This window comes from Rhodococcus sp. 05-2254-5, from assembly GCF_002258575.1.
GTDB lineage: Bacteria > Actinomycetota > Actinomycetes > Mycobacteriales > Mycobacteriaceae > Rhodococcoides > Rhodococcoides fascians.
Genome location: NZ_NOZG01000022.1, coordinates 191,386 through 218,380 on the forward strand (window position 1 = coordinate 191,386; position 26,995 = coordinate 218,380).

1 protein-coding gene is annotated in these 26,995 nt (G+C 65.6%); it reads left to right on the plus strand.

Features of this window, described 5'->3' with window-relative positions:
* The first annotated feature begins 236 nt into the window (after positions 1–236).
* Positions 237–26,990, plus strand: coding sequence for a non-ribosomal peptide synthase/polyketide synthase (locus CH278_RS14050; RefSeq protein ID WP_179274569.1), 26,754 nt, complete (start codon positions 237–239; stop codon positions 26,988–26,990).
* The last annotated feature ends 5 nt before the right edge of the window (positions 26,991–26,995 follow it).

The window sequence follows — 26,995 nt, forward strand, 5'->3', positions numbered from 1 at the left end:
CGGGGTTCTTCCCTGTTTCAATCCGACAAGCTCCAGGCGACGAATCCAAACAGCCCCACAACCGCCATCGAGTGTGTGTGGACCGACACGAACGCAGACCAGAACGGACGCCAGAATTGCTCAATCGCGCGCAGACGCCGCCGCGGCCGGAGATCTCTCACCAGGCCGAAGGCTCCGATTCCACGGGTTCGACGTCGGCTTTTGCCGGTGCCTCCGTCCCGCCGAAAGGCAAGTGAATGCGCGCAGTGACCACCGGTGGCTCTCAGGTCCCGCCGACCGGAACAGGGTTCGACAATTCCTTCCCGCTGTCCTCGGCGCAGCGCGGAATGTGGTTTGCGCAACAACTCGCGCCTGACGTCGCTGTCTGTATCGCCCAATACGTCGATCTGCGCGGACCACTCGACATAGCGGTTCTCCAGGAGGCGTCGGCCCGCGCCGGCCACGAGTTCCAGTCTGCCTACCTGCGCCTGGCCCAGATCGACGGGGAGCCGGTTCAGACGGTCGACCACGGCATAGATCAGTCGGTGCACTACCTGGATCTTCGCGGCGAAGACGATCCGATGGCGTCGGCGCTGGCGTGGATAGACGAGAACTACGTCAAGCCGGTCGACATGGAGAACGATCCGCTCGTCGACAGCTGGATTCTTCAGGTCGAGGACGAACGCAACCTCTGGTACAGCAAGATCCACCACGTCGCCCTCGACGGCTACGGTGCCATGACACTGGTCCAGCGCACCGCTGCGCTCTACACCGCAGCGGTCGAGAATGTCGAACCCGAGCCGAACAAGGCAGCCGAACTTCGGCGACTGTACGACCTCGATCAGGAGTACCGGACGTCCACTCGTTTCGAGACGGACAAGGAGTACTGGACATCGAGGGCCGCGGGCATCCACGACGGTGCCACGCTGTCCAACACACCCGGTCGTACCATCGCGGCCAGCAAGCTGCGCAGTGTCGCACTGCCCGATGACGTCGTCACCGAACTCGAAGCGTCGGACTCGACGAAGGGCGGGACGGCCGCCGCGGTGTTCATCGCTGCATTCGGCTGTTACCTCTCGCGCATGACCGGGCGAGAAGACGTCCTGGTCAACATCCCCGTGTCCGCGCGCACCACGGCCCTCCTCCGTCGATCCGGCGGAATGTTGGTCAACGTCGCACCCATTCCGATGCGCGTCTCCGAGAAGGCCACCGTCGGTGAACTCGTACAGCAGGTACAGCTCGAGCTGATGGGTGCGTTGCGGCACCAGAGGTTCAGCATCGAAGACATCCGGCGCGAGTTGGCAGCCACGGGAAGCGACAAACAACTCGCCGGCCCGATGGTCAACATGATGCTGTTCCATCAGCAGATTCAGCTCGGCTCGATCGTCGGCGAATTCAACATCGTCACGTCCGGCCCGGTCGAGGACCTCCTCGTCAACGTTTACCAGAGTGGTACTCCTGCAAGAACGTTCGTCGATTTCCGGGCAAACCCCAACCGCTACGACGACAACGACCTGACGACGCATCACTCCAGTTTCGTCGACATGGTCACCGAATTCATCGCCTCCGGGCCGGACGTACCCGTCCTGCAAGTTCATCCGGACAGCGCCCTCGAAGGTCGCCGCCGCCGTCGCGCTGCGGCGCACGTAGCCCACTGGGTCGATCGACTGGCCGATGCACCGGACCTGCTCGCGCTGCCGACCGACCGCCCCCGGCCTTCGCGCATCGGGCATGTTCGCGCATCGCACGAGGTTGCCCTGGGGTCCGCAGCGTGGGATGCCGTGAGCCGACTCGCCGACGACAGCTCGACCACCCCGTTCGTCGTGCTCGAATCCGCTGTGGCCGTTCTTCTTTCGCGTCTCGCATCCACCGATGACGTCTCGATCGCAGTACCCTCCGGCCGCGGCGAGACGGTTGTTCTGCGCACTCGCCCCGACGGCCGCCAGTCGTTCTCGGACTTCGTCGGCACCACCGCGGCAGAGTTCGTCGATGCGTCCGCCCACGCCGATGCCACCTTCGCCGAGATAGCCCGAGCACTCGGCTCGGCCGAAACCGGCTCGCACAACCCCCTCGCCCAGGTCGCGCTCCGCTTCGGGGAGTCTCCGCTTCCGCGCGACGGAATAGATTTCGATCTCGTCGTCACGGTTCACGAGTCCGAATCTCCGCATGTCGTCATCGATTACGCCACAGAACTGTTCGATGCCGGCAGTGTTGCTCAGATCGGTCGTCGTCTGGTGCGCATCGTCGACGCACTGACGAATGACCCACAGCGTGCCGTCGGTGACGTGGAGTTGCTCTCTGCCGCCGAACGTGCGCGTCTCGCTCCGGTTCGTGGTCCGCGTTCTGTTGCGGGTGTGGTGTTGCCGGAGTTGTTGGCTGGTGCGGTCGGTGTTGCTGGTGTCGGTGGTGTTGCGGTGGTGTCGGGTTCGCGGGTGCTCTCGTATGGGGAGTTGGATGCGGCGTCGTCGCGTGTGGCGCGGGTGTTGATGTCGTGTGGTGTGGGTCCGGGGTCGTTCGTGGCGTTGGCGTTGTCGCGGTCGGTGGAGTCTGTGGTGGCGGTGTGGGCGGTGGCGAAGGCCGGTGGTGCGTTCTTGCCGGTGGATCCGAATTATCCGGTGGATCGGATCGAGCACATGTTGGTCGATTCCGGTGCTGTGGTGGGTGTGACGTTGGGTGCGCATCTGGATGCGGTTGCGGGTGTGGGTGGGGTGTCGTGGGTGGTGCTCGACGATGCCGATGTGGTGGCGGATCTGGCGTTCGCTTCGCCTGCTCCGGTGTTGGATGCCGAGCGTTCGGGTGTGTTGCGTCTCGATGATGCGGCGTATCTGATCTATACCTCGGGGTCCACTGGTGTGCCCAAGGGTGTGGTGGTCACTCATCGTGGTGTGGGGAACTTGGCTGCCGAGGAGCGGGTTCGGTTCGGTGTGGGGCCGTCGTCTCGGGTGTTGGCGTTCGCGTCGCCGAGTTTCGATGCGTCGATTCTCGAGTTCGTGTTGGCGTTCTCGGGTGGGGCGACGATGGTGATTGCGCCGGCGATGGTGTTCGGTGGGGTGGAGTTGGCGTCGTTGCTCGCCGAGGAGCGGGTCACGCATGCGTTCGTGACTCCTGCGGCGTTGGCGTCGGTGGATCCGGTGGGGTTGGATTCGGTGGAGGTCGTGGTCACCGGTGGTGATGTGTGTGCGCCGGAGTTGGTGGCGCGGTGGGCGCCGGGTCGGCGGATGTTCAATGCGTACGGTCCGACGGAGGCGACGATTTTCTCGTCGATTTCGTCGGCGTTGGTGGTGGGGGAGTCGGTCGATATCGGTTCGCCGACGATCGGTTTCGCGGAGGTGGTGTTGGATGCGCGGTTGAATCCGGTGCCCGTGGGTGTGGTGGGTGAGTTGTATCTGGCGGGTCCGGCGTTGGCTCGTGGGTATCACGCGCGGTCGGGGTTGTCGGCGGAGCGGTTCGTGGCCAATCCGTTCGGTGGTGCGGGTTCGCGGATGTATCGCACCGGTGATGTGGTGCGGTGGAATGCCTCGGGTGCGTTGGAGTATGTGGGGCGCAGCGATTTTCAGGTGAAGGTGCGTGGTTTCCGCATCGAGTTGGGTGAGATCGATTCGGTGTTGGCGTCGGTGTCGGGTGTCGATTTCGTGGTCACTGTCGGGCGTGAGTCCGCGGCGGGGTCGACGGTGTTGGTGTCGTATGTGTTGCCGGTGGCCGGTGCGTCGTTCGATGCCGGTGTGCTGCGGGATCATGCGGCGTCGGTGCTGCCTGCGCACATGGTGCCCTCGGCGTTCGTGATGTTGGAGTCGATCCCGTTGACTCCGGCCGGCAAACTCGACCGCAAAGCCCTCCCCGAACCCGAGCTCGGTTCGCAGAGCACCACGGAGTCGCCGGAAACCGAGTACGAGGCGGCTGTGGCTGCCGTGTTCTGCGACGTACTGGAGCTCGATCGTGTCGGCGTCACCGACAGCTTCTTCGATCTCGGCGGAAACTCCCTTGTCGCAACACGTTTGATCGCCCGCGTCAACGCAGCTCTGGGTACGGATCTGCGGGTCCTCGATCTGTTCGAGGCATCGACGGTTCGCACCCTCGCCGACCGTGCGGAGTCGACGGGCGCATCGCTGCACCGTCGCCCGGCACTGGTTCCCGCCGATCGGCCGGAGTCCGTTCCGCTGTCGCTGGCGCAGCAACGTATGTGGTTCATCAATCAGTTCGATGCATCCTCGCCTGCGTACAACATTCCTCTTCTCGTTCGCCTGTCGGGCCGGCTGGACGTCGATGCGATGTCCGCTGCCGTCGGCGACGTGCTGACTCGACACGAGTCGCTGCGCACGGTGTTCCCCACAGTGGGCGACCTGCCGAATCAGGTGATACTTCCGCCCGAGAACGTCACCGGACCGAACCTTCCGCTCCGCGTCGTCGACGTGGCTGCCGATGCCGTCGACGCGCTCGTACGTAGCTCCGCCACAACGGGATTCGACGTCACCGTCGATCTCCCTTTCCGGGCGGTTCTGTACCGCACCGGCCCGGAGAGCTTCGTGCTCTCGATCGTGGTCCATCACATCGCTGCCGACGGTGCCTCGATGGCACCGCTCGCCCGCGACGTCATGGTCGCCTACAGTGCTCGATCCGCGGGTTCGCAGCCGACGTGGCCGCCACTGCCGGTGCAGTACGCAGACTTCGCGCTGTGGCAGCACGACGTGCTCGGCGACGAGAACGACCCCACGTCCGTGGCAGCACGCCAGATCGAATTCTGGAAGTCCGCGCTGACCGACCTTCCCGACGTACTACCGATGCCGCTCGACCGACCGCGCCCCACCCGTCAGTCGATGCGCGGCAGCGTCACACCGTTCACCATTCCGGCCGATGTCGCAGCTCGCCTGTCTTCGGTTGCTGCCGAACACGAGTCGACTCTGTTCATGGTGGTGCACTCCGCTCTGGCCGTGCTCCTCGCGCGCCTGAGCGGCACCCAGGACATCGCCATCGGCACCCCGATCGCCGGCCGAGGGGACGCAGCACTCGACGATCTCGTCGGAATGTTCGTCGGAACCCTCGTTCTTCGCACGCAGGTCGAGCCACAGGCCAGCTTCGCCGAACTGCTCGCCGGCGCTCGTAGCTCCGACCTCGCGGCCTTCGACAACACCGACATTCCGTTCGAGCGGCTCGTGGACGTACTCGATCCCGCCAGGTCGACCGATCATTCACCCCTGTTCCAGGTGCTCCTCGAATTCCAGAACAACGCCACCGCAGTGCTCGAGCTACCCGAACTCGTCGTCGAGTTCGAGGAAATCGGTACCGACACTGCGAAATTCGACCTGCAGCTTCGCGTCGACCAGGAACCGGTCGACGAGTCCGGCGCCCTGTCGGCGTCGTTCACGTACGCAACGGATCTGTTCGATCCCGAGACCATCGACCGTTTCGTCGACCGGTTCCTGAGGATCGTCGCGACCATCGGCAGCTCGACGGACATTCGTACCGGCGACATCGACATTCTGTCCCCGGCCGAACGAGAACTCGTACTGTTCGAGTGGAACGACACCGCACGTCTCATCGAGGATCCGGTCCACCGGCAGCTCCACACCGGGGCCGTCGACATGACTCTGAGCAGTCTGTTCGACCGTCAGGTGCTGCGCAGTCCGTACTCGACCGCCCTCGTCTTCGAGGACGAGCACATCACCTACCTGGAGCTGGACGAGCGCGCCAATCAGCTTGCACGGCATCTCATTTCACTGGGTGTAGGGCCCGAGTCCCACGTCGGGCTCGCGATCCGACGTTCGATCGATCTGCTCGTGGGTATGTACGCGATCGTCAAGGCCGGCGGTGCCTATGTACCGATCGACCCCGATCACCCGGTCGAGCGATCGTCCTACGTGCTGTCGAGCGCTCAGCCGGTGTGCATTCTCACCACGAGCCGCGATTGGATCGACATCGCGGTCGCCACTCCTGTTCTCGCGGTGGATCTTCTCGACGTCTCCGATCGCGACCGCTCCGCGATCACCGACCAGGACCGCCTCGGAAGCCTGCACGGAGCCAACACCGCCTACGTGATCTACACCTCCGGCTCCACCGGCCGACCCAAGGGCGTCGCCGTCACGCACTCGGCCATCGTGAACCGACTGCTGTGGATGCAGGACGAGTACCACCTCGCGCCCGCCGACACGGTGTTGCAGAAGACCCCGGCCACGTTCGACGTATCGGTGTGGGAGTTCTTCTGGCCCCTACAGGTCGGTGCCAAGCTCGTCGTGGCGGAGCCCGACGGCCATCGCGACCCGGTGTACCTGTCGAAGATCATCGCGGCCGAACACATCACCACCGCGCACTTCGTGCCGTCGATGCTCGCGGTGTTCGCAGCCGGAGCTCGGGCTGCGGACTGTGTGTCACTACGGCTCGTCTTCTGCAGTGGCGAAGCACTTCCGCCCGCCACCGCCGCGCAGTTCGCGCAGTTCTCCCAGGCCGAGCTGCACAACCTCTACGGTCCTACCGAGGCCGCCGTCGACGTCAGCTACTACCACGTCACCGGCCACGACGGCGTGTCCATTCCCATCGGTTCGCCGGTCTGGAACACCCGTCTGTACGTGCTCGACGCGTCGCTTCGACCGGCCCCGATCGGTGCTCCCGGCGAGCTGTACCTGGCCGGAGTTCAGCTCGCTCGCGGCTATGTCGGCCGCGGCGATCTCACCGCCGATCGCTTCGTCGCCGATCCGTTCGGCGAGCCGGGTGAACGTCTCTACCGCACCGGCGACCTGGTTCGTTGGCGCGCCGACGGCGAACTCGAGTACATCGGCCGTACCGACTTCCAGGTGAAGCTGCGTGGTCTGCGTATCGAGCTTCCCGAGATCGAAGCGGTGCTGCTGCGCTCGGAGTCCGTCGCCCAGGCAATCGCTCTGGTGCACAAGGATCCGAACACCGGCGAGACGTTGGTGGCCTACGTGGTCTCCGCGTCCGGTCATGCGGTCGACTCGGCCGAGGTGATCGCCGAAGCCGGACGCCGGCTGCCGGGGTACATGGTGCCCTCGCATGTGGTCGTACTCGACTCACTTCCTCTCAATGCCAGCGGCAAGCTCGACCGAAAGGCACTGCCGGCCCCCGAGTTCACCGTTGCTGCGTCCGAATTCGTCGGACCGGAGAATCCGGTCGAAGAGATCGTCGCGGGCGTCTTCGCGGATCTGCTCGGCGTCGCACAGGTCAGCGCGACCTCGAGCTTCTTCGAGATCGGCGGCAACTCGCTGATCGCGATGCGCCTCGTCGCACGCGTCAATGCCGCCCTCGGAACCGACATCGGCATCCGAGATCTGTTCGATTCACCGACTGTTCGATCGCTGTCCGCGGGCATCGACGTCAGCACACAGGACTCCGCACCGACGCCTCGGTTGGTGCCTCAGGAACGACCCGCGGTGGTGCCGCTGTCGCTGGCACAGCAGCGGATGTGGTTCATCAATCAGTACGACACCGAGTCGGCTGCCTACAACGTCGCGTTCGCGATGCGCCTGAGCGGCCTCCTCGACGTCGACGCGATGCGCTCGGCCATAGCGGACGTGCTCACACGCCACGAGTCTCTTCGAACGATGTTCCCGCTCACCGACGACGGCCCTGTGCAGTCCGTCCTCGACGTGGCATCGGCCGTTCCGGACCTGACTCCGGTTCCCGCAGAGGACGACCGGCAGGTCGCCGAGCTCATCGGCGCCGTCGCCGGTGCCGGCTTCGACGTCGTGGCCGATGTTCCGTTGCGCGTCCGCCTGATCCGTCAGGACGAGAACGAACACGTACTCGTCATGGTGGTCCATCACATCTCGTCCGACGGCTTCTCCAGCGCGCCGCTCGCCCGCGACCTGATGGTGGCGTACAGCGCCCGCGCTGCAGGTCATGCGCCGAGCCAGGAACCGTTGCCGGTGCAGTACGCCGACTACGCGCTGTGGCAGCGCCGTTTCCTCGGCGAGGAATCCGATCCCGACTCCCTGATGGCGAAGCAGGTGACGTACTGGGTCGACGCGTTGGCGGGTAGCCCGGAAGTGCTGCCGTTGCCGACCGATCGTCCGCGTCCGGCAGTGGCGTCCTTGCGCGGCGACACCGTCTCGTTCGCGATCGATCCCGCCGTGCATGCTCGGCTCGTCGCCGTTGCCGCGCAGCACAATTCGAGCTCGTTCATGATCGTGCACGCCGCTCTGGCCGTGCTGCTGGCACGGCTGTCCGGTACCGAGGACATTTCGGTCGGCACACCGATCTCCGGTCGAGGCGATGCCGCACTCGACGAGCTCGTCGGCATGTTCGTCAACACGCTCGTCCTCCGCACCCAGGTGCCCGGGTCGACCCCGTTCGAGGATCTGTTGGCGGATGTGCGCACCGTCGACCTGGCGGCCTTCACCCACGCGGACGTGCCGTTCGAGCGGGTCGTCGACGCAGTCGACCCCGCCAGGTCCACCGCTCACGCCCCGTTGTTCCAGGTGATGCTCGAGTTCCAGCACACCGATCGACCGACGGTGACCTTGCCCGGGCTGTCGATCGAGGGCATCGAACTGCCCAACGACATCTCCAACTTCGACCTGCAGCTCACGGTCTCCGAGGAGTTCGACGCTTCCGGGAACCCGGTCGGCATCGAAGCCAGCTTCCGTTACGCCACAGAACTGTTCGATGCCGACACCGTGCGTGTCATGTCCGATCGTCTGGTGCGGATCCTCGACGCTGTGACGGCCACGCCGTCCGTTCGCGTCGGCGACATCGACATCCTCTCGAGCGACGAGTACTCAGCGTTGGCTCCGGTTCGTGGTCCGCGTTCTGTTGCGGGTGTGGTGTTGCCGGAGTTGTTGGCTGGTGCGGTCGGTGTTGCTGGTGTCGGTGGTGTTGCGGTGGTGTCGGGTTCGCGGGTGCTCTCGTATGGGGAGTTGGATGCGGCGTCGTCGCGTGTGGCGCGGGTGTTGATGTCGTGTGGTGTGGGTCCGGGGTCGTTCGTGGCGTTGGCGTTGTCGCGGTCGGTGGAGTCTGTGGTGGCGGTGTGGGCGGTGGCGAAGGCCGGTGGTGCGTTCTTGCCGGTGGATCCGAATTATCCGGTGGATCGGATCGAGCACATGTTGGTCGATTCCGGTGCTGTGGTGGGTGTGACGTTGGGTGCGCATCTGGATGCGGTTGCGGGTGTGGGTGGGGTGTCGTGGGTGGTGCTCGACGATGCCGATGTGGTGGCGGATCTGGCGTTCGCTTCGCCTGCTCCGGTGTTGGATGCCGAGCGTTCGGGTGTGTTGCGTCTCGATGATGCGGCGTATCTGATCTATACCTCGGGGTCCACTGGTGTGCCCAAGGGTGTGGTGGTCACTCATCGTGGTGTGGGGAACTTGGCTGCCGAGGAGCGGGTTCGGTTCGGTGTGGGGCCGTCGTCTCGGGTGTTGGCGTTCGCGTCGCCGAGTTTCGATGCGTCGATTCTCGAGTTCGTGTTGGCGTTCTCGGGTGGGGCGACGATGGTGATTGCGCCGGCGATGGTGTTCGGTGGGGTGGAGTTGGCGTCGTTGCTCGCCGAGGAGCGGGTCACGCATGCGTTCGTGACTCCTGCGGCGTTGGCGTCGGTGGATCCGGTGGGGTTGGATTCGGTGGAGGTCGTGGTCACCGGTGGTGATGTGTGTGCGCCGGAGTTGGTGGCGCGGTGGGCGCCGGGTCGGCGGATGTTCAATGCGTACGGTCCGACGGAGGCGACGATTTTCTCGTCGATTTCGTCGGCGTTGGTGGTGGGGGAGTCGGTCGATATCGGTTCGCCGACGATCGGTTTCGCGGAGGTGGTGTTGGATGCGCGGTTGAATCCGGTGCCCGTGGGTGTGGTGGGTGAGTTGTATCTGGCGGGTCCGGCGTTGGCTCGTGGGTATCACGCGCGGTCGGGGTTGTCGGCGGAGCGGTTCGTGGCCAATCCGTTCGGTGGTGCGGGTTCGCGGATGTATCGCACCGGTGATGTGGTGCGGTGGAATGCCTCGGGTGCGTTGGAGTATGTGGGGCGCAGCGATTTTCAGGTGAAGGTGCGTGGTTTCCGCATCGAGTTGGGTGAGATCGATTCGGTGTTGGCGTCGGTGTCGGGTGTCGATTTCGTGGTCACTGTCGGGCGTGAGTCCGCGGCGGGGTCGACGGTGTTGGTGTCGTATGTGTTGCCGGTGGCCGGTACGTCGTTCGATGCCGGTGTGCTGCGTGATCATGCGGCGTCGGTGCTGCCTGCGCACATGGTGCCCTCGGCGTTCGTGATGTTGGAGTCGATCCCGTTGACTCCGGCCGGCAAACTCGACCGCAAAGCCCTCCCCGAACCCGACTGGTCCGCTCAGGTCACCTCGGGACGCGACGCCGACAATGCCGTCGAGAAGACGCTCGCCGGTTTGTTCGCCGAGGTGCTCCGCCTCGATCGCGTCGGAGTCGACGACTCCTTCTTCGCGCTCGGCGGAGACAGCATCATGTCGATTCAGCTCGTCTCCCGCGCGAAAGCGGCAGGGCTGGCTCTGTCGCCGCGAGATGTGTTCGAGCACAAGACCGTTGCCGCACTGGCCGAGGTCGTCGCGGCCGGCGACGGGACCGTTCCGCTCGTGCTGGACGAGCTGCCCGGCGGCGGCGTCGGAGACGTCCCGCTCACCCCGATCGTGCACTGGATGCTCGACCGCACGTCGGTACTCGACAAGCACACACAGACTGCCGTGCTGACACTGCCGTCCGATATCGAGCTCGACGTTCTCGAAGCAACCGTTCAGACCGTCCTCGATCACCACGACATGCTCCGTGCAGTTCTGCACCGTACCGGAGAGCCGTCGATGGAGGTGCTCCCGATCGGTTCCGTCACGGCGCAGTCCGTCGTCCGCCGGGTGGAGTCGAACAGTGTTCGGGGACCGGAGTTCTCGGATCAGGCCAGGTCGGAAGCCGCTGCAGCAGTGGATCGTCTGGCACCCGATGCCGGTGTCATGATTCAGATGGTCTGGTTCGACGCCGGCTCCGAAGGCAGCCGACTGCTCGTCGTCGCGCACCACCTGGTGATCGACGGCGTCTCGTGGCGAATTCTCGTGCCCGACCTCGCGTCGGCGTGGGCTCAGATCATCGGCGGCAGCACACCGGAACTGGCCCCGGTCGGTACCTCGATGCGTCGCTGGGCGCACGGCCTGCGTGAGGTCACCGCAACGCGTTCGGACGAGCTCGCAATATGGCGCGACGCGCTCGCCGATCCCGATCCGCTCATCGGTTCACGCGCACTCGACCGCGAGATCGACGTCTATCGAACGGTGGACAAGGTCGAGGTCACTCTGTCGACCGATGTCACCGAGGGCCTGTTGACGGCTCTGCCCGAGGCGTTCCACGGCAGCGTCAACGACGGTCTACTGGCCGCTCTGGCCCTGGCGACCGCCGTGTGGCGAAGAAACCGCGGTGTCGTCGTGTCCGACGCACTCATCTCCCTGGAGGGCCACGGCCGTGAGGACCATGTGGTTCCGGGAGCCGATCTCAGCCGCACCATCGGTTGGTTCACCACCATCTACCCACTTCGACTGACCCTCGACGGGATCGACCTCGACGACGCTCTCGCCGGCGGGGACGCGGCAGCAGCGCTGGTCAAGTCCGTCAAGGAGCAGCTGCTCGCCGTTGCCGATCACGGCATCGGGTACGGCATGCTCCGCTACCTGGACGAGGAGGCCGGTGCGACACTGCGTGACTTCCCGGCACCCCAGGTCAGTTTCAACTACCTCGGTCGATACAGCACCGACGTTCCGGACGAGCTCCGCGGACACGGGTGGCTGCCGGTCGACGACTCCGGCGTCGGTGATTCCCAGGACGAGGACCTGCCGGTCGCCGCTGCACTCGACATCAACGCGGTCACCACGGCCACACCGACCGGACCGCGGTTGGAGGCGACCTTCGCATTCCCGACGGGCGTGCTCGACGCCGACGAGGTCACCGAACTCGCCCAGTTGTGGAAGCAGGCTCTCACCGCGCTGACGCAGCTCGCTCAGCGACCGGGCACCGGCGGGTTCACCCCGTCCGATCTCGATCTGGTGAGCCTCGACCAGAAGTCCATCGACGATCTCGAGCGGGTGTACCCGACTCTCGACGACATCTGGTCGATGACGCCTCTGCAGGCCGGTTTGCTCTTCCATGCCGAACTGTCGGATCAGTCCGTCGACGCCTACATCGTGCAGCTGGTGCTCGACCTCCGCGGGGACGTCGACGAGGCTCGCTTCCGCCGCGCTGCCCAGGCTCTACTGCGGCGCCACGCGAACCTGCGCACGGCGTTCGTGCACAACAACGACGGCGAATCCATCCAGATCGTGCATCACGACGTCGTTGTGCCGTGGACCTCGGTCGATCTGTCGTCGCTGAGCATCGACGATCGCGCAGCCGAGCTCGAGCGAATCGAACACGACGACCGCGCAACGCGATTCAACATGGCACAGGCGCCGTTGTTGCGCTTCATGCTCGTGACGCTGGCCCCGGGCGAGTGGCGTCTGGTGATGACCAACCACCACATCCTGCTCGACGGATGGTCGACGCCGCTGCTCCTGAAGGACCTGCTCACGCTCTACGTCGTGGACGGCGACGACGCCGTTCTTCCGCGCGTACCTGCGTACCGCGACTACCTGTCGTGGTTGTCGCGGCGTGATCACTCGGCAGCTCGTGCGGCATGGACGGAAGCCCTCGCGGGTCTCGCCGAACCCACCCTGCTGACGCCGGTCGAGAGCCGTCGCCAGGAGTCGACATTGGCCGGCCGCGCGTTGGTTTCCCTGGACACCGAGCAGACCGAACGCCTGCGCAGTCTCGCCCGGGCACGCGGCATCACGATGAACTCGATGGTGCAGGCTTCGTGGGCGATGGTGCTGGGCACGTTGACCGGTCGCACGGACGTCGTGTTCGGTGCCACCGTCTCGGGACGTCCGCCGGAGGTCTCGGATATCGAGTCCATGGTCGGTCTGTTCATCAACACGCTGCCGGTGCGCATCGTGCTGGATCCAGCCGAGACACTTGGCCAGTACCTCGATCGGGTGCAGGCCGAACAGGCTTCGCTGCTCGATCACCACTACCTGGGCCTGACCGATATCCAGCGTGCCGTCGGTCCCGCGGTCGCGTTCGACACGCTCACCGTGTTCGAGTCGTATCCGATGGACCGTGCGGGTCTGTCGGCCGAGACCGATCTCGCCGGCATGCGGGTGCACGACGTACACGACGGCAGCGACACCGCACAGTATCCGCTGACCCTGGTCGCGATGGTCGACGACCGATTGCACATCGAAGCCAAGTACCTGCCCGAGCTGTTCGAGCACAGTGTCGTCGTCGCCACCGTCGATCGAATCGTGCGTGTTCTCGAGGCGATCGCGACCGACACCGACCAACGGGTCGCATCGCTGTCGCTGCTGTCCTCGGAGGAATCGAACAGGCTGGCCCCGGTACGTGGTCCCGCTTCCACGACCGAACGACTCCTGCCGGACATCCTCACCGATGCTGCTGCCCGCAACCCCGGTGGTACGGCAGTGTGGAGCGCAGGTCGGACACTGACCTACACCGAATTGGACACTCGGTCGTCCGCGCTCGCGCGTGCGTTGATCGCCCGCGGAGCAGGTCCGGAAACCGTTGTGGCACTTGCTTTGCCGCGCTCCATCGAATCGGTTCTCGCAATCTGGGCCGTGGCCAAGACCGGTGCGGCCTTCCTGCCGATCGATCCGAGTTACCCCCGTGATCGAGTCGAGCACATGCTGGTCGACTCCGGCGCGTCCATCGGCGTCACGTCGACCGAGCACGTCGGTGCCGTCGAGGGTCTGGGCTCGGCTGCGTGGTCCGTCCTCGACCACGACGACACTCGCCGCGATCTCGCGAACCGTTCGACCGCACCGGTTCTCGACTCCGACCGCACTCGACCGGTACACATCGATCAGGTCGCGTACCTGATCTACACCTCCGGCTCCACCGGAGTTCCCAAGGGCGTCACCGTCACTCATCGCGGCCTGGCCAACCTGGCCGAGGAAGAACGGTCTCGTTTCGAGGTGACTCCGAACGCTCGGGTTCTCGCATTCGCGTCACCGAGCTTCGATGCATCCATTCTCGAGCTGGCCATGGTGATCTCGGGTGCCGCCACGATGGTGATCGCACCCACCTCCGTCTACGGCGGCGTGGAGCTCGGCGAGCTCCTGGCGCAGCAGCACGTCACGCATGCGTTCGTGACTCCCGCGGCCCTCGCATCGGTGGACCCCGATGGTCTGACCGAACTGAGCGTCGTTGCAACCGGCGGCGACGTGTGTCCGCCCGAGCTCGTCGCACGGTGGGCACCGGGCCGGCGCATGTTCAATGCGTACGGCCCCACGGAGGCCACCATCTTCTCCTCCGTCAGTGACCAGCTGCACGTGGGCTCGCCCATCGATATCGGCTCGCCGACAATCGGTTTCGGCGAAGTAGTGCTGGATTCGCGTCTGCATCCGGTACCGGTCGGTGTCGCAGGAGAGCTCTACCTCGCCGGCCCCGCCCTGGCGCGTGGCTACCATTCGCGATTCGGTCTGACGGCAGAGCGGTTCGTCGCGAACCCGTTCGGCGAGCCCGGCGAGCGTATGTACCGAACCGGCGACGTCGTGCGGTGGACCGAGTCGGGCACCCTCGAGTACGTCGGACGCAGCGACTTCCAGGTCAAGGTGCGCGGTTTCCGTATCGAGCTCGGCGAGATCGACGCGGTGCTGACCGATGATCCGACAGTCGAATTCGCTACGACGATCGGTGTCGACGGACCTGCCGGAAACACGATCCTGGTCGCCTACGTTCTTCCGCGGCCCGGCCACGAAATCGATGTGACGACGCTGCGCACTCGGGCGTCGAGTTCGCTTCCGACACACATGATTCCGACGGCGTTCGTTGCCCTGCAGTCGATCCCGCTCACGCCCGCGGGCAAGCTCGATCGACAGGCGCTGCCCGCCCCGGATCTGCACCTCGGCAGCGACTCGCGCGCTCCTCGCAACGAGACCGAGCGGATCATCGCCGAAATCTTCGGCGAGGTTCTCGGCGTGGGCAGCGTCGGCATCGACTCGAGCTTCTTCGATCTCGGTGGAGACTCGCTGAGCGCCACCCGCCTCACCGCTCGGGTGAATGCAGCCCTCGACACCGCTGTCAGCGTTCGTGCGTTGTTCGAGGCACCCACGGTCGAGTCGTTGGCGGTGCGAGTGCACAGCAACCCGGCCGGTGCCGCGCGCCGTCCGGCGCTCACTGCGAAGCCTCGCCCGAGCTCGATTCCATTGTCGATGGCTCAGCAGAGAATGTGGTTCATCAACCAGTTCGACGTCGACTCGGCCGCCTACAACATCCCGCTCGCGGTTCGATTGACAGGCCGTCTCGACATCGAGGCAATGAACGCTGCGATCGGTGACGTGCTGGCGCGGCACGAGTCGCTGCGCACCGTGTTCCCCTCGCACGGCGATCGCCCCGAGCAGCACATTCTCGGCACCGACGCGGCAACGACCGATCTGCACGTCGTCGACGTCGATGCCAACGAGATCGTCACCGCGATCTCGTCCGCTGCCGCCCGCGGATTCGACGTGTCGAAGGACCTGCCCTTCCGGGCCGTTCTGTACCGGACGGCACCCGAGGATTTCGTGCTGTCGATCATCGTGCATCACATTGCCGCCGACGGCGCGTCCATGGCACCGTTGGCTCGAGACGTCATGGTGGCGTACGGATCTCGCGTGTCGGGAGTAGCTCCGATGTGGGCACCGCTCGACGTTCAGTACGCCGATTTCGCGATGTGGCAACGCTCGGTTCTCGGCGACGAGTCCGACCCGAGCTCGGTGGCAGCACAGCAGCTCGAGTTCTGGAAGTCCACTCTCGCGGATCTACCCGAGCTGCTGCCGCTTCCGCTCGACCATCCTCGCCCGGCACGGCAGTCGATGCGCGGCAACAGTGTTCGGTTCGAGATCGAGCCAGACGTCCACGCCGGCCTGGTGGACCTCGCCCGCGCGAACGACGCGACCGTGTTCATGGCCATGCATGCAGCATGGTCGATCCTCATGGCTCGCCTCAGCGGGACCGAGGACATCGCAGTCGGCACGCCCATCGCCGGGCGTGGCGACGCGGCGCTCGACGATTTGGTCGGCATGTTCGTCGGGACTCTGGTTCTGCGCACCGAGGTAGCGCCCGATCTCTCGTTCACCGAGCTGCTCCGCCGGACCCGTACCGCGGACCTGGCGGCGTTCGACAACACCGACGTGCCGTTCGAGCGCCTCGTCGACGTCCTCGATCCGGCCCGGTCCACCGATCACTCGCCGTTGTTCCAGGTACTGCTCGAATTCCAGAACAACACCTCGGCGGCACTGGAGCTACCCGAACTCACCGTCGAGGCCGTCGACATCGACGCCCACGTCGCGAAGTTCGACCTCCAGCTGACCGTTGCGGAACGGTTCGACGACTCCGGTGCTCCGGCAGGTATGACCGCTGCGATCACCTATGCGGTCGACCTGTTCGACGAGATCTCCGTGGACGAGTTCTCGACTCGATTCGGTGCCGTCCTCGTCGGCGTGACCGCCGATCCCGATCGTGCTGTCGGCGACATCGACATCCTGTTGCCGGGTGAACTCGACGCCATGGCCCGGCAGTGGAACCACGACGGCCACACGGCGACCGATGCGACACTGGCCGACCGCTTCGCCGCTGCCGCTGCGCAGTTCCCCGAAGCACAGGCAGTCGTGTTCGGCGATCGCTCGCTGACCTACGCCGAGCTGGACGACCGCTCGAACCGACTTGCGCGAATCCTCGTGGCTCGGGGTGTGACGTCGGAGTCCCTGGTGGCGGTTGCGATGCCGCGCACCGAGGAGCTGATCGTTGCTCTGCTGGCGGTCGTCAAATCCGGCGGCGGCTACCTCCCGATCGACGTCGGCTATCCGGCCGACCGGCTCGCCTTCATGCTCGACGACGCGTCACCGGTCTGTGTGATCTCCACCGTCGCCGACAGTGCATCGGTGCCTGCTTCCGATGTCGAGATGCTGCTGCTCGATGCACCCGAAGCGGTCGCCGAGCTGGCAAGCGTGTCCGGAGCCCCGCTGACCGACGCCGACCGCATCGGCACCACCGATGCCGATTCGATCGCCTACGTCATCTACACCTCGGGTAGTACCGGACGTCCCAAGGGTGTGCAGATCGCGCACCGTAACGTGGCGACACTGTTCGCGAACACCACGGATCTGTTCCACTTCGACGACCGCGACGTGTGGACCATGTTCCACTCCTACGCGTTCGACTTCTCGGTGTGGGAACTGTGGGGACCACTGCTGCACGGCGGCACTCTCGTGGTCGTCGACTATTACACCGCACGCTCGCCGGAACTGTTCCGCGAGTTGCTGATTCGTGAGAAGGTCACGGTTCTCAACCAGACGCCGACGGCGTTCTACCAGTTCGCCGAAGCCGATCGTGTGGCAACCGCGGCCGGTGGATCCGCCGACGGATCGGACGCACTGTCGCTGCGGTACGTCATCTTCGGTGGAGAAGCACTCGATCTCGGGCAGCTCGGTCGCTGGTACGCACGGCACGAGGAGACCTCGCCGACCCTGGTCAACATGTACGGCATCACCGAGACGACGGTCCACGTGAGCCACCTGGCTCTGACCGAGCAGTTCGCGGCGTCCGCTTCGGCCAGCGTCATCGGCCAGGCGATCCCGGCGCTGCGTGTCGCCGTTCTCGACACCCGCCTCAATCCTGTTCCGCCCGGCGTCGTCGGGGAGATGTACGTGTCCGGGGCACAGCTCTCTCGCGGATACCTCGGCCGAGCAGGGCTGTCCGCAACGCGTTTCGTTGCCGACCCCTCCGGCGATGCGGGTGCGCGTATGTACCGCACCGGTGACACCGCCAGGTGGAATCGCGATGGGGCTCTCGAATACCTGGGTCGAAGCGACATGCAGGTCCAATTGCACGGCTTCCGTATCGAACTGGGCGAAATCGAAAGCGCGCTACTGGCATTCGATGGGGTAGCGGCTTCCGTGGTCGCCGTCCGCGACGACGGTTTCGGTGATCGGCTGATCGGCTACGTCGTGGCCGAGGCCGGTCGCGCGCTCGACCATGCGGCCGTTCTCGACTTCGTGGGCAACTCGTTGACCTCGTACATGGTGCCCGCAGCGTTGATCGTCCTGGACGAGCTGCCGCTGACCGCCAACGGCAAACTCGATCGCCGTGCACTCCCGGCACCGGACTTCTCGGCAAACGTCACCGAAAGCCGTTTGCCTGCAACCGAAGTCGAGTCGATCCTGGCCGGTCTCTTCGCGGACGTTCTCGGGCTCGATACCGTCGGCGTCGACGATTCGTTCTTCGCACTCGGCGGCGACAGCATCATGTCGATCCAGTTGGTCTCGCGCGCCAAGGCCGCCGGGCTGGTGCTGGCTCCCCGCGACATCTTCGAGCGCAAGACCGTGGCCGCTCTCGCCGAGGTCGCTGTTCTCGGCGGCGACGCCGTGGTGCTCGAAGAACTCGACGGTGGGGGAGTCGGCCCGATGCCGCTCACCCCGGTCGTGCGGTGGATGTTGGACCGCAGCACCGAATTCGGCCGTTACACACAAACAGCGCTGCTTCAGCTTCCGGTCGGCATCGAGCGCGAGACGCTCGAACGCACGGTGGCAGCGGTGCTCGATCGTCACGACATGCTGCGTGCGCGCCTCTACCAGGACGCGGACGGGGAGTGGCACGAGGAAGTGTCTCCGGTCGGAACAGTCTCGGCTGCGAGCGTCCTTCACGCGGTCTCGGTCGAATCCGTCGACGGCCCCGAATTCTCCGTCGTCGCCGCGGCCGAGCTCGACGCCGCTGCCGATCGTCTGGTTCCGGCCGACGGCGTCATGGTGCAGATGGTGTGGTTCCAGAGCCCCAGTGGCTCGGGTCGACTGCTCGTGGTCGCGCACCACCTCGTGATCGACGGCGTGTCCTGGCGCATTCTGGTTCCCGACCTCGCCACGGCATGGAGTCGGATCGTCTCCGGCCAGGAGTCTGAACTGGCTCCGATCGGTACGTCGATGCGTCGGTGGTCCACCGGACTCACCGAGGTCACGGCCGCCCGAACCGACGAGCTCGGACTGTGGCGTCGGATCCTCGACGGAGCCGACCCGACGATCGGTTCTCGCCCGCTCGACAAGAGAATCGACGTCGACGCCACCGTGCAGCGTGTCCGCACGTCCCTGCCGGTCGAGGTCACCGAGCGCCTGTTGACCACTGTCCCGGACGTGTTCCGCGGCAGCGTCAACGACGGCCTGCTGGCCGGTTTGGCTCTGGCCCTGACGGCGTGGCGTCGCGAACGCGGCGACGCGGTGCGGGACGCTCTCGTGACTCTCGAGGGCCACGGCCGCGAGGACGCGGTGGTGCCCGGTGCCGATCTCGGTCGGACCGTCGGCTGGTTCACCACCATCTTCCCCGTGCGTCTCGATCTCGGATCGCTCGACGTCGCCGACGCTCTGGCGGGCGGCGCGTCGGCCGGTGCCCTGGTCAAGACCATCAAGGAACAGCTGCTCGAGATCCCCGATCACGGCATCGGCTACGGCATGCTGCGGTACCTCGATTCCGCTGCAGCCGAGGCTCTGTCCGGCTTCGCCGCACCACAGGTCAGCTTCAACTACCTCGGCCGGTTCTCCACCGGATCCACCGAAGGCATGGACGACGTGGGTTGGATCCCGGTGGCCGACGCAGAGCTCGGCGACGCGCAGAATCCGGATATGCCGGTGCCTGCGGCGCTGGACATCAACGCTGTCACCACCTCGACCCCCGACGGCCCGCAGCTCGACGCGACGTTCGCCTTCCCCGCGGGCGTTCTCGACACCGACGAGGTCGGCAGGTTGATCGAACTGTGGACGCAGGCCCTCATCTCGATCACCGAGCACGCCTCGGCCGACGGTGCGGGCGGCTTCACGCCGTCGGATCTCGAGCTGGTCGACATCGATCAGACATCCATCGATGCTCTGGAAGAGCAGTTCCCGAATCTCGACGACGTGTGGTCGTTGTCGCCTCTGCAGGCCGGCTTGCTGTTCCACGCTCGCCTGGCCGGCGAGATCGGCAGTGCCGGTTCGGGTGTCGATGCGTACATGGTTCAGCTGGGGCTCGAGCTCCGGGGGACTGTCGATGCGACGCGGATGCATGCTGCCGTCGACAAACTGGTCTCTCGCCATCCCAACCTGCGAGCAGCGTTCGTACACAACAGCAACGGCGAGTCACTGCAGATCGTGCAGAGTTCGGTCACTGTTCCGTGGTCCGAGATCGACCTTCGGGGGGAGCCCGATGTCGAGGTGGCCCTCGAGGCAGTTCTCGAGGCCGACCGTGCGGTGCGCTTCGAGATGGACCGGGCACCGCTGCTGCGGTTCACGCTCATCACCCTGGCCGACGATCACTGGCGTCTGCTGCTGACCAACCACCACATCCTGTTGGACGGATGGTCGACGCCGCTGGTCGTCAAGGAACTCATCACGCTCTACGTCACCGAGTCCGACGACTCGATGCTGCCGCGTATTCCTGCCTACCGGGATTACCTGGCCTGGATGCGCCAACGCGACGTGGCGATCTCCACCGCGCAATGGGTCAGTGCGATGGCCGGCGTGGAAGAACCCACGCTGTTGGTCACCGACGATCGTGGCCGGCAACTGTCCACCGTGTCGCAGGAGACCGAGCGGTCGTTGTCGGTCGAGACCACCGCGGCACTGCGTGACTTCGCTGCTCGCCGTGGATCGACCCTCAACACCCTCGTCCAGACCGCATGGGGCGTCGTGCTGGCCACCCTCACCGGACGCGAGGACGTCGTGTTCGGTGCGACGGTGTCGGGTCGTCCGCCGGAGGTTCCGGGTATCGAGGGCATGATCGGGCTGTTCATCAACACCCTGCCCGTCCGGGTCACGCTCGACCGGAGCGAAACGCTGGGTGCACTGGTCGATCGGGTTCAGGCCGAGCAGGCATCGCTGTTGGATCACCACTACCTCGGCCTGACCGATATCCAACGCGCAGCGGGTGCAGGCGTGGCTTTCGACACCTTGACGGTGTTCGAGTCGTACCCCGTCGACCGGGCCGGCGCTTCTGCGGCAACCGATTTCGCCGGTATGCAGGTCACCGACATTCTCGGAACCGACGCAGCGCACTACCCGCTGACTCTGGTTTCGTCGGTCGACGAGCGCCTCAACCTGAAGGCGAAGTACCTGCCGGAACTGTTCGACGTCGATTCCGTGCACGCCATCGTCGATCGCGTCGAGCGTGTCCTCGACGCCGTGCTCGAGGACGAACAGCAGCCACTGGGACGGCTGCGACTCCTCGGTGACGCCGAGTTCGCCTCGCTGGCACCGGTGTTCGGACCCGATGGACGCTCGGCCCGGCTGCTGCCGGAGATCTTCTCCGACGCTGCCGCGGTGAACCCGGACGCTATCGCACTGCGCAGCACCGACGGCGAAATGACGTACCGGGAGTTGGACCGTCGGTCCAACCGACTCGCTCGAATTCTGCTGGGCCACGGCGTGCGCACCGAGACCTTCGTGGCACTCGGCATCGCACGATCGATCGAATCGGTGCTGACGGTCTGGGCCGTCGCAAAATCCGGCGCGGCATTCGTACCGGTGGATCCCAACTACCCGGCCGATCGCATCGAGCACATGTTGGCCGACTCCGGTGCCACGTTCGGCGTCACCACCCGCGCCCATCTCGACGACCTGCCGTCGACCGTGCCCTGGATCGTCCTCGACGATCTGGCGACGGACGGCCCGAACGCAGTGAGCGACGAGCCGATCGGCGCCACCGAGCGGAACGGACGCATCGCCTTCGACAGCGCGGCGTACACCATCTACACCTCGGGTTCGACGGGTGTGCCCAAGGGTGTCGTCGTCACGCACTCCGGTCTCGACAACTTCGCAACCGAGCAGCGCGAGCGATACCGAATCACCAAAGACTCACGCACACTGCACGTCTCGTCCCCGAGCTTCGATGCATCCGTGCTCGAGTACCTACTCGCCTTCGGCGTCGGCGCGACGATGATCATCGTGCCGCCCACCGTGTACGGCGGCAACGAACTCGCGGCACTGTTGGCAGCGGAGTCGGTCACCCACGGCTTCATCACCCCGTCGGCTCTGGCGTCGGTCGACCCGAGCGGGCTCGACACGTTCGCCGACGTCGTCGTCGGTGGCGAGGCCGTACCGGCCGAGTTGGTCGCGAAGTGGGCACCGGGCCGGAATCTCTACAACGGTTACGGTCCGACCGAGGCCACGATCATGTCCAACATCAGCACGCCGATGACTGCAGGTGACACCGTCTCGATCGGTGGTCCTGTTCGCGGCGTGTACGAGGTGGTGCTCGATTCACGGCTGCAGCCCGTTCCTGTCGGCGTGGCAGGTGAGCTCTATCTCGCGGGTGTCGGACTCGCCCGCGGTTACCACGATCGATTGGGCCTGACGGCGGAGCGATTCGTCGCCGACCCGTTCGGCGCACCCGGCGCGCGGATGTACCGCACCGGAGACGTGGTGCGGTGGTCGCCGGATCTGACGATCGAATACGTCGGTCGAAGTGATTCGCAGGTCAAGGTTCGCGGCTTCCGCATCGAACTCGGCGAGATCGACGCGGCGCTCGCATCGCATCCGTCCGTGGACTTCGCCGCGACCTTCGGCACTCCGGGCCCGTCGGGAGCGACCGTCCTGGTGTCGTACGTACGAACCACCGAGGGCGCGGCGGACGCGTTCGATACCGGTGTCCTGCGTGACCACCTGGCCGGCATGTTGCCGTCGCACATGGTTCCCGCAGCCATCGTCGTGCTCGACGCCATTCCGCTCACACCGGTCGGAAAACTCGATCGGTCCGCGTTGCCGGTGCCCGAGTTCGGGTCGGCGACGTCGTACCGCGAGCCGAGCACGCCGGCCGAGCTCACCGTGGCCGCCGTGTTCGCCGAGATTCTCGACGTCGATCGGGTCGGTGCCGACGACAGCTTCTTCGAGCTCGGTGGAGACTCGCTCAGCGCCACGCGCGTCATCGCCCGCGTCAACGCCGAACTCGGCACCACGATCGGCGTGCGCACGATCTTCGAGATGCCGACCGTCGCCGGATTGGCGAGCGCGGTCGGCGCAACGTCCACACGGGCGCAGCGTCCGAATCTCGTTGCGACACAGCGTCCTGATCACATCCCGCTGTCTCTCGCACAGCAACGCATGTGGTTCATCAACCAGTTCGACACCACCTCGGCGGCGTACAACGTGCCACTGGTCGTCAAGTTGACCGGGCAGCTCGATACTGCGGCCCTCGCCGCGGCAGTCGTCGACGTCCTCGAGCGGCACGAATCGCTGCGGACGACGTTCCCGGACGGACCGGACTTCCCGGTCCAGCTCGTACATCCGGCCGTCGAGGTGGCTCCGGTGGTCGAGCCGGAATCGATCGATGCCGGTGTGCTGACCGACCGGGTGGCGCACCTGGCGGGTCGTGGATTCGACGTGACCACCGAGATTCCGGTGCACGTCGAGCTGTTCCACGTCGTCGGTGCCGATACCGATGCCGAGCCCGTCTTCGTACTGGCGATGGTGGTGCATCACATCGCGGCCGACGGAGCCTCGATGGCACCGCTGGCACGAGACGTGGTGCTCGCGTACTCGGCGCGCACCACGGGAGCAGCGCCGGGCTGGGAGCCCTTGCCGGTGCAGTACGCCGACTACACGCTGTGGCAGCGTTCGTTGCTCGGCGACGAGAAGGACGAGTCGAGCGTGGCCGCGGCCCAGCTCGAGTACTGGTCGACGGCGCTCGCAGGTCTACCCGATCTGCTGCCGTTGCCCACCGATCGCCCGCGGCCCACCACGCAGGATTTCCGGGGTGGCCGGGTTCGCTTCACCGTCGACGCCGAGATCCATCGGGCACTCGTCGAGATCACCCGCGAGCAGAACGTCAGTATGTTCATGGTGTTGCACGCCGCGTTCGCGGTGGTGCTGGCGCGCCTGAGCGGTACCGACGACATCGCGATCACCACTCCGGTGGCAGGGCGCGGCGACGCGGCACTGGACGATCTCGTCGGCATGTTCGTCAACACCTTGGTGTTGCGCAGCCGGATCGACGACTCCGCCTCGTTCGTGGATCTGCTCACGCAGGTGAAAGCACACGACCTCGACGCCTTCGATCACACCGAGATGCCGTTCGAGCGCATCGTCGAGGTGCTCAATCCCACGCGATCGACGGCGTATGCACCGCTGTCGCAGGTGGCGTTGTCGTTCCAGAACAACGAGAAGGCGTCACTCGAGCTACCGGATCTGCGCGTGGAGGGCTTCGACTTCGACGTTCCCGTGGCCAAGCAGGATCTGCAACTCCTGGTGTCCGAGACCTTCGACGATGACGGGCGACCGACCGGATTCGAGGCAGCGTTCGATTACGCCACCTCGCTGTTCGACGCGTCCACCGTCGATGCGATCGCGGCGCGACTGGTTCGCGTACTCGACGCCGTCGGCAACGATCGACTCACCGCGGTGGGGGATATCGACATTCTCGGTGCCGACGAGAAGCAGGCTCTGGCACCGGCTCGCGGGTCCGCCGACGTCGCGTTGCGAACGTGGCCGGAAATGCTCGCCGCCTCGGTGGCGCTCGACCCGTACGCGGTCGCCGTCACGTATCGGGGCGTGAGCCTGTCCTACGCCGACCTCGACAGTTGGTCGAACCGAATCGCGCGAATGCTCATCGACTACGGCGTCGGACCGGAAACGTTCGTCGCCTTGGCCCTGCCTCGATCCATCGAGTCGGTTCTGTCGGTGTGGGCGGTCGCCAAGACCGGTGCGGCATTCCTGCCGGTCGACCCGAACTACCCGGCCGACCGCATTGCGCACATGCTCGAAGATTCGCGTGCGGCAATGGGATTGACCGACGTCGACAGTCGGCAGTCGCTGCCCGACACCGTGCCGTGGCTCGTCCTGGACGATCCCGAGACATCATCGGAGCTCTCTCGCTATCCCGTGGCCGCAGTCACCGATGCCGAGCGCACCGCGACGCTGCACCTCGACCACCCGGCGTACCTGATCTACACCTCGGGTTCGACCGGTCGCCCGAAGGGCGTCGCAGTGCGGCACCGGGGCCTGGCCAACCTGCAGGCCGAGGTGATCGATCGATTCCGTCCCACCCGGGATTCGCGGGTGTCGCACATCGCCTCGCCGAGTTTCGACGCCTCGGTGTACGAGCTCACGATGGCGTTCGGCGTCGGCGCCACCGTGGTGATCGTGCCGCCGGGAACGTTCGGTGGCAGCGAACTCGCCGACCTGCTCGAATCGGAACATGTCACACACGCGTTCCTGACTCCGGCGGCGTTGTCCTCGATCGACGAGACGCGTTTGGGCACGGTCCGCGTCCTCGCCGTCGGCGGCGAGGCCTGCACTCCGGAGCTGGTGGCGAAGTGGGCACCGGGCCGCAAGATGTTCAACGGCTACGGTCCGACCGAGACGACCATTCAGGCGAGTGTCGGCGGTCCGTTGATGCCAGGCGGCACGGTGGACGTAGGCCGGCCGGGTACCGGATTCCGGTTCCTCGTGCTCGACGCACGTCTGCGGCCGGTCCCGGCCGGGGTGTCGGGCGAGCTGTACATCGCAGGCCCCGGTACGGCACGCGGTTACCTGCGACGGTTCGGGCTCACGTCCGAACGCTTCGTCGCAGACCCGTTCGGTACCGCCGGTGAGCGGATGTACCGAACCGGTGACGTCGTGCGCTGGGGGAGTACCGGTGTGCTCGAGTTCGTCGGACGCAGCGACTTCCAGGTCAAGGTCCGCGGATTCCGTATCGAGCTCGGCGAGATCGACTCCGCGCTCACCGATCACGACGAGGTCGGCTTCGCGGCGACCATCGGTCACAATGCGGCGTCGGGAGATACGGTTCTCGTGTCCTACGTGCTGCCGGCCGAGGGTGCATCGGTGGACGTCGAGGCGTTGCGCGACAGTGTCGCGACCGTTCTTCCGCGCCACATGGTCCCGTCGACGATCATCGAACTCGCCGACATCCCACTCACTCCGGTGGGCAAGCTGGATCGACGCGCGCTCCCGGTGCCGGAACTGACGGTGTCGACGACGCCGTATCGGGCACCGAGTACCGATCTCGAAGCAGCCATCGCCGACGCGTTCGCCGAGGTATTGGGTGTCGAACGAGTCGGCATGGACGACAACTTCTTCGAGCTCGGTGGCACGTCGCTGGTGGCAACCAAGATCGGCCCGGCCATCGAGAACGCGGTCGGAGTTCGCGTCCCGCTGCAGGCATTGTTCGTCGATCCGACCCCGGCAGGGCTCGCGGCTCGGGTCGCGTCGGACGTCGATTCGTCCGGTGCACAACTGGATTCGGTGTTCGGAGTGGTCATCCCACTGCGCAGCACAGGTTCCAAGGAACCGCTGTTCTGCGTCCATCCCGGAATCGGGTTGTCGTGGGGATATGCGGGCCTGGTGTCCCAGATCGGTGACGACCGTCCCGTGTACGGCCTGCAGTTGCCCAGCATCGTGGAAGGCACGCCGTTCGGCTCGATTCGAGACCTCGCGCACCGGTACGCCGACGAGATTCGGGCTGTCCAGCCGGTCGGTCCGTACCACCTGCTCGGGTGGTCGCTCGGTGGTTCGCTCGCCCATGCGATCGCCGTGGAACTACGCAGCACCGGCAGCGAAGTGCAGACTCTCGCGTTGCTGGACAGCTACGTCGACGGCCATGACGAGACGGCCGACGGTGAGCTGAGCGTCGAGAACCTGCTCGCGGGTCTGGGGCTGGATCTGACTGCTCAGGCGTCGTCCGAGCCGTTGACCTACGAACGTGGTGTCGAACTGCTCGACGAATCCCTGGGGCAGACCACCGGTGTCACGGCGGATCATTTGCGCAGAATCAATGCAGGATTCGAGAACTCGACGCGAATCATGGCCGAGTTCATCCCGGACGTGTTCGACGGAAATGTTTTGTTCTTTTCTGCAACGAAAGGCGCGAGTGACGGAATTGTTCGGTCACCACAGGAATGGCGACCGTACGTGTCAGGAGATATCGTCATCCACGGTGTGGACGTTTTCCACAACGAAATGACCAATCCCGATGCTGTCTCGGTGATCGGTCCGGTTGTCGACGCACATCTGGGCAATACATATCCATAACGTTT

What these genes read in the sequence shown, in the direction of transcription:
- CH278_RS14050 (WP_179274569.1), top strand. Translation starts at nt 237, where the DNA reads ATGCGCGCAGTGACCACCGGTGGCTCTCAGGTCCCGCCGACCGGAACA.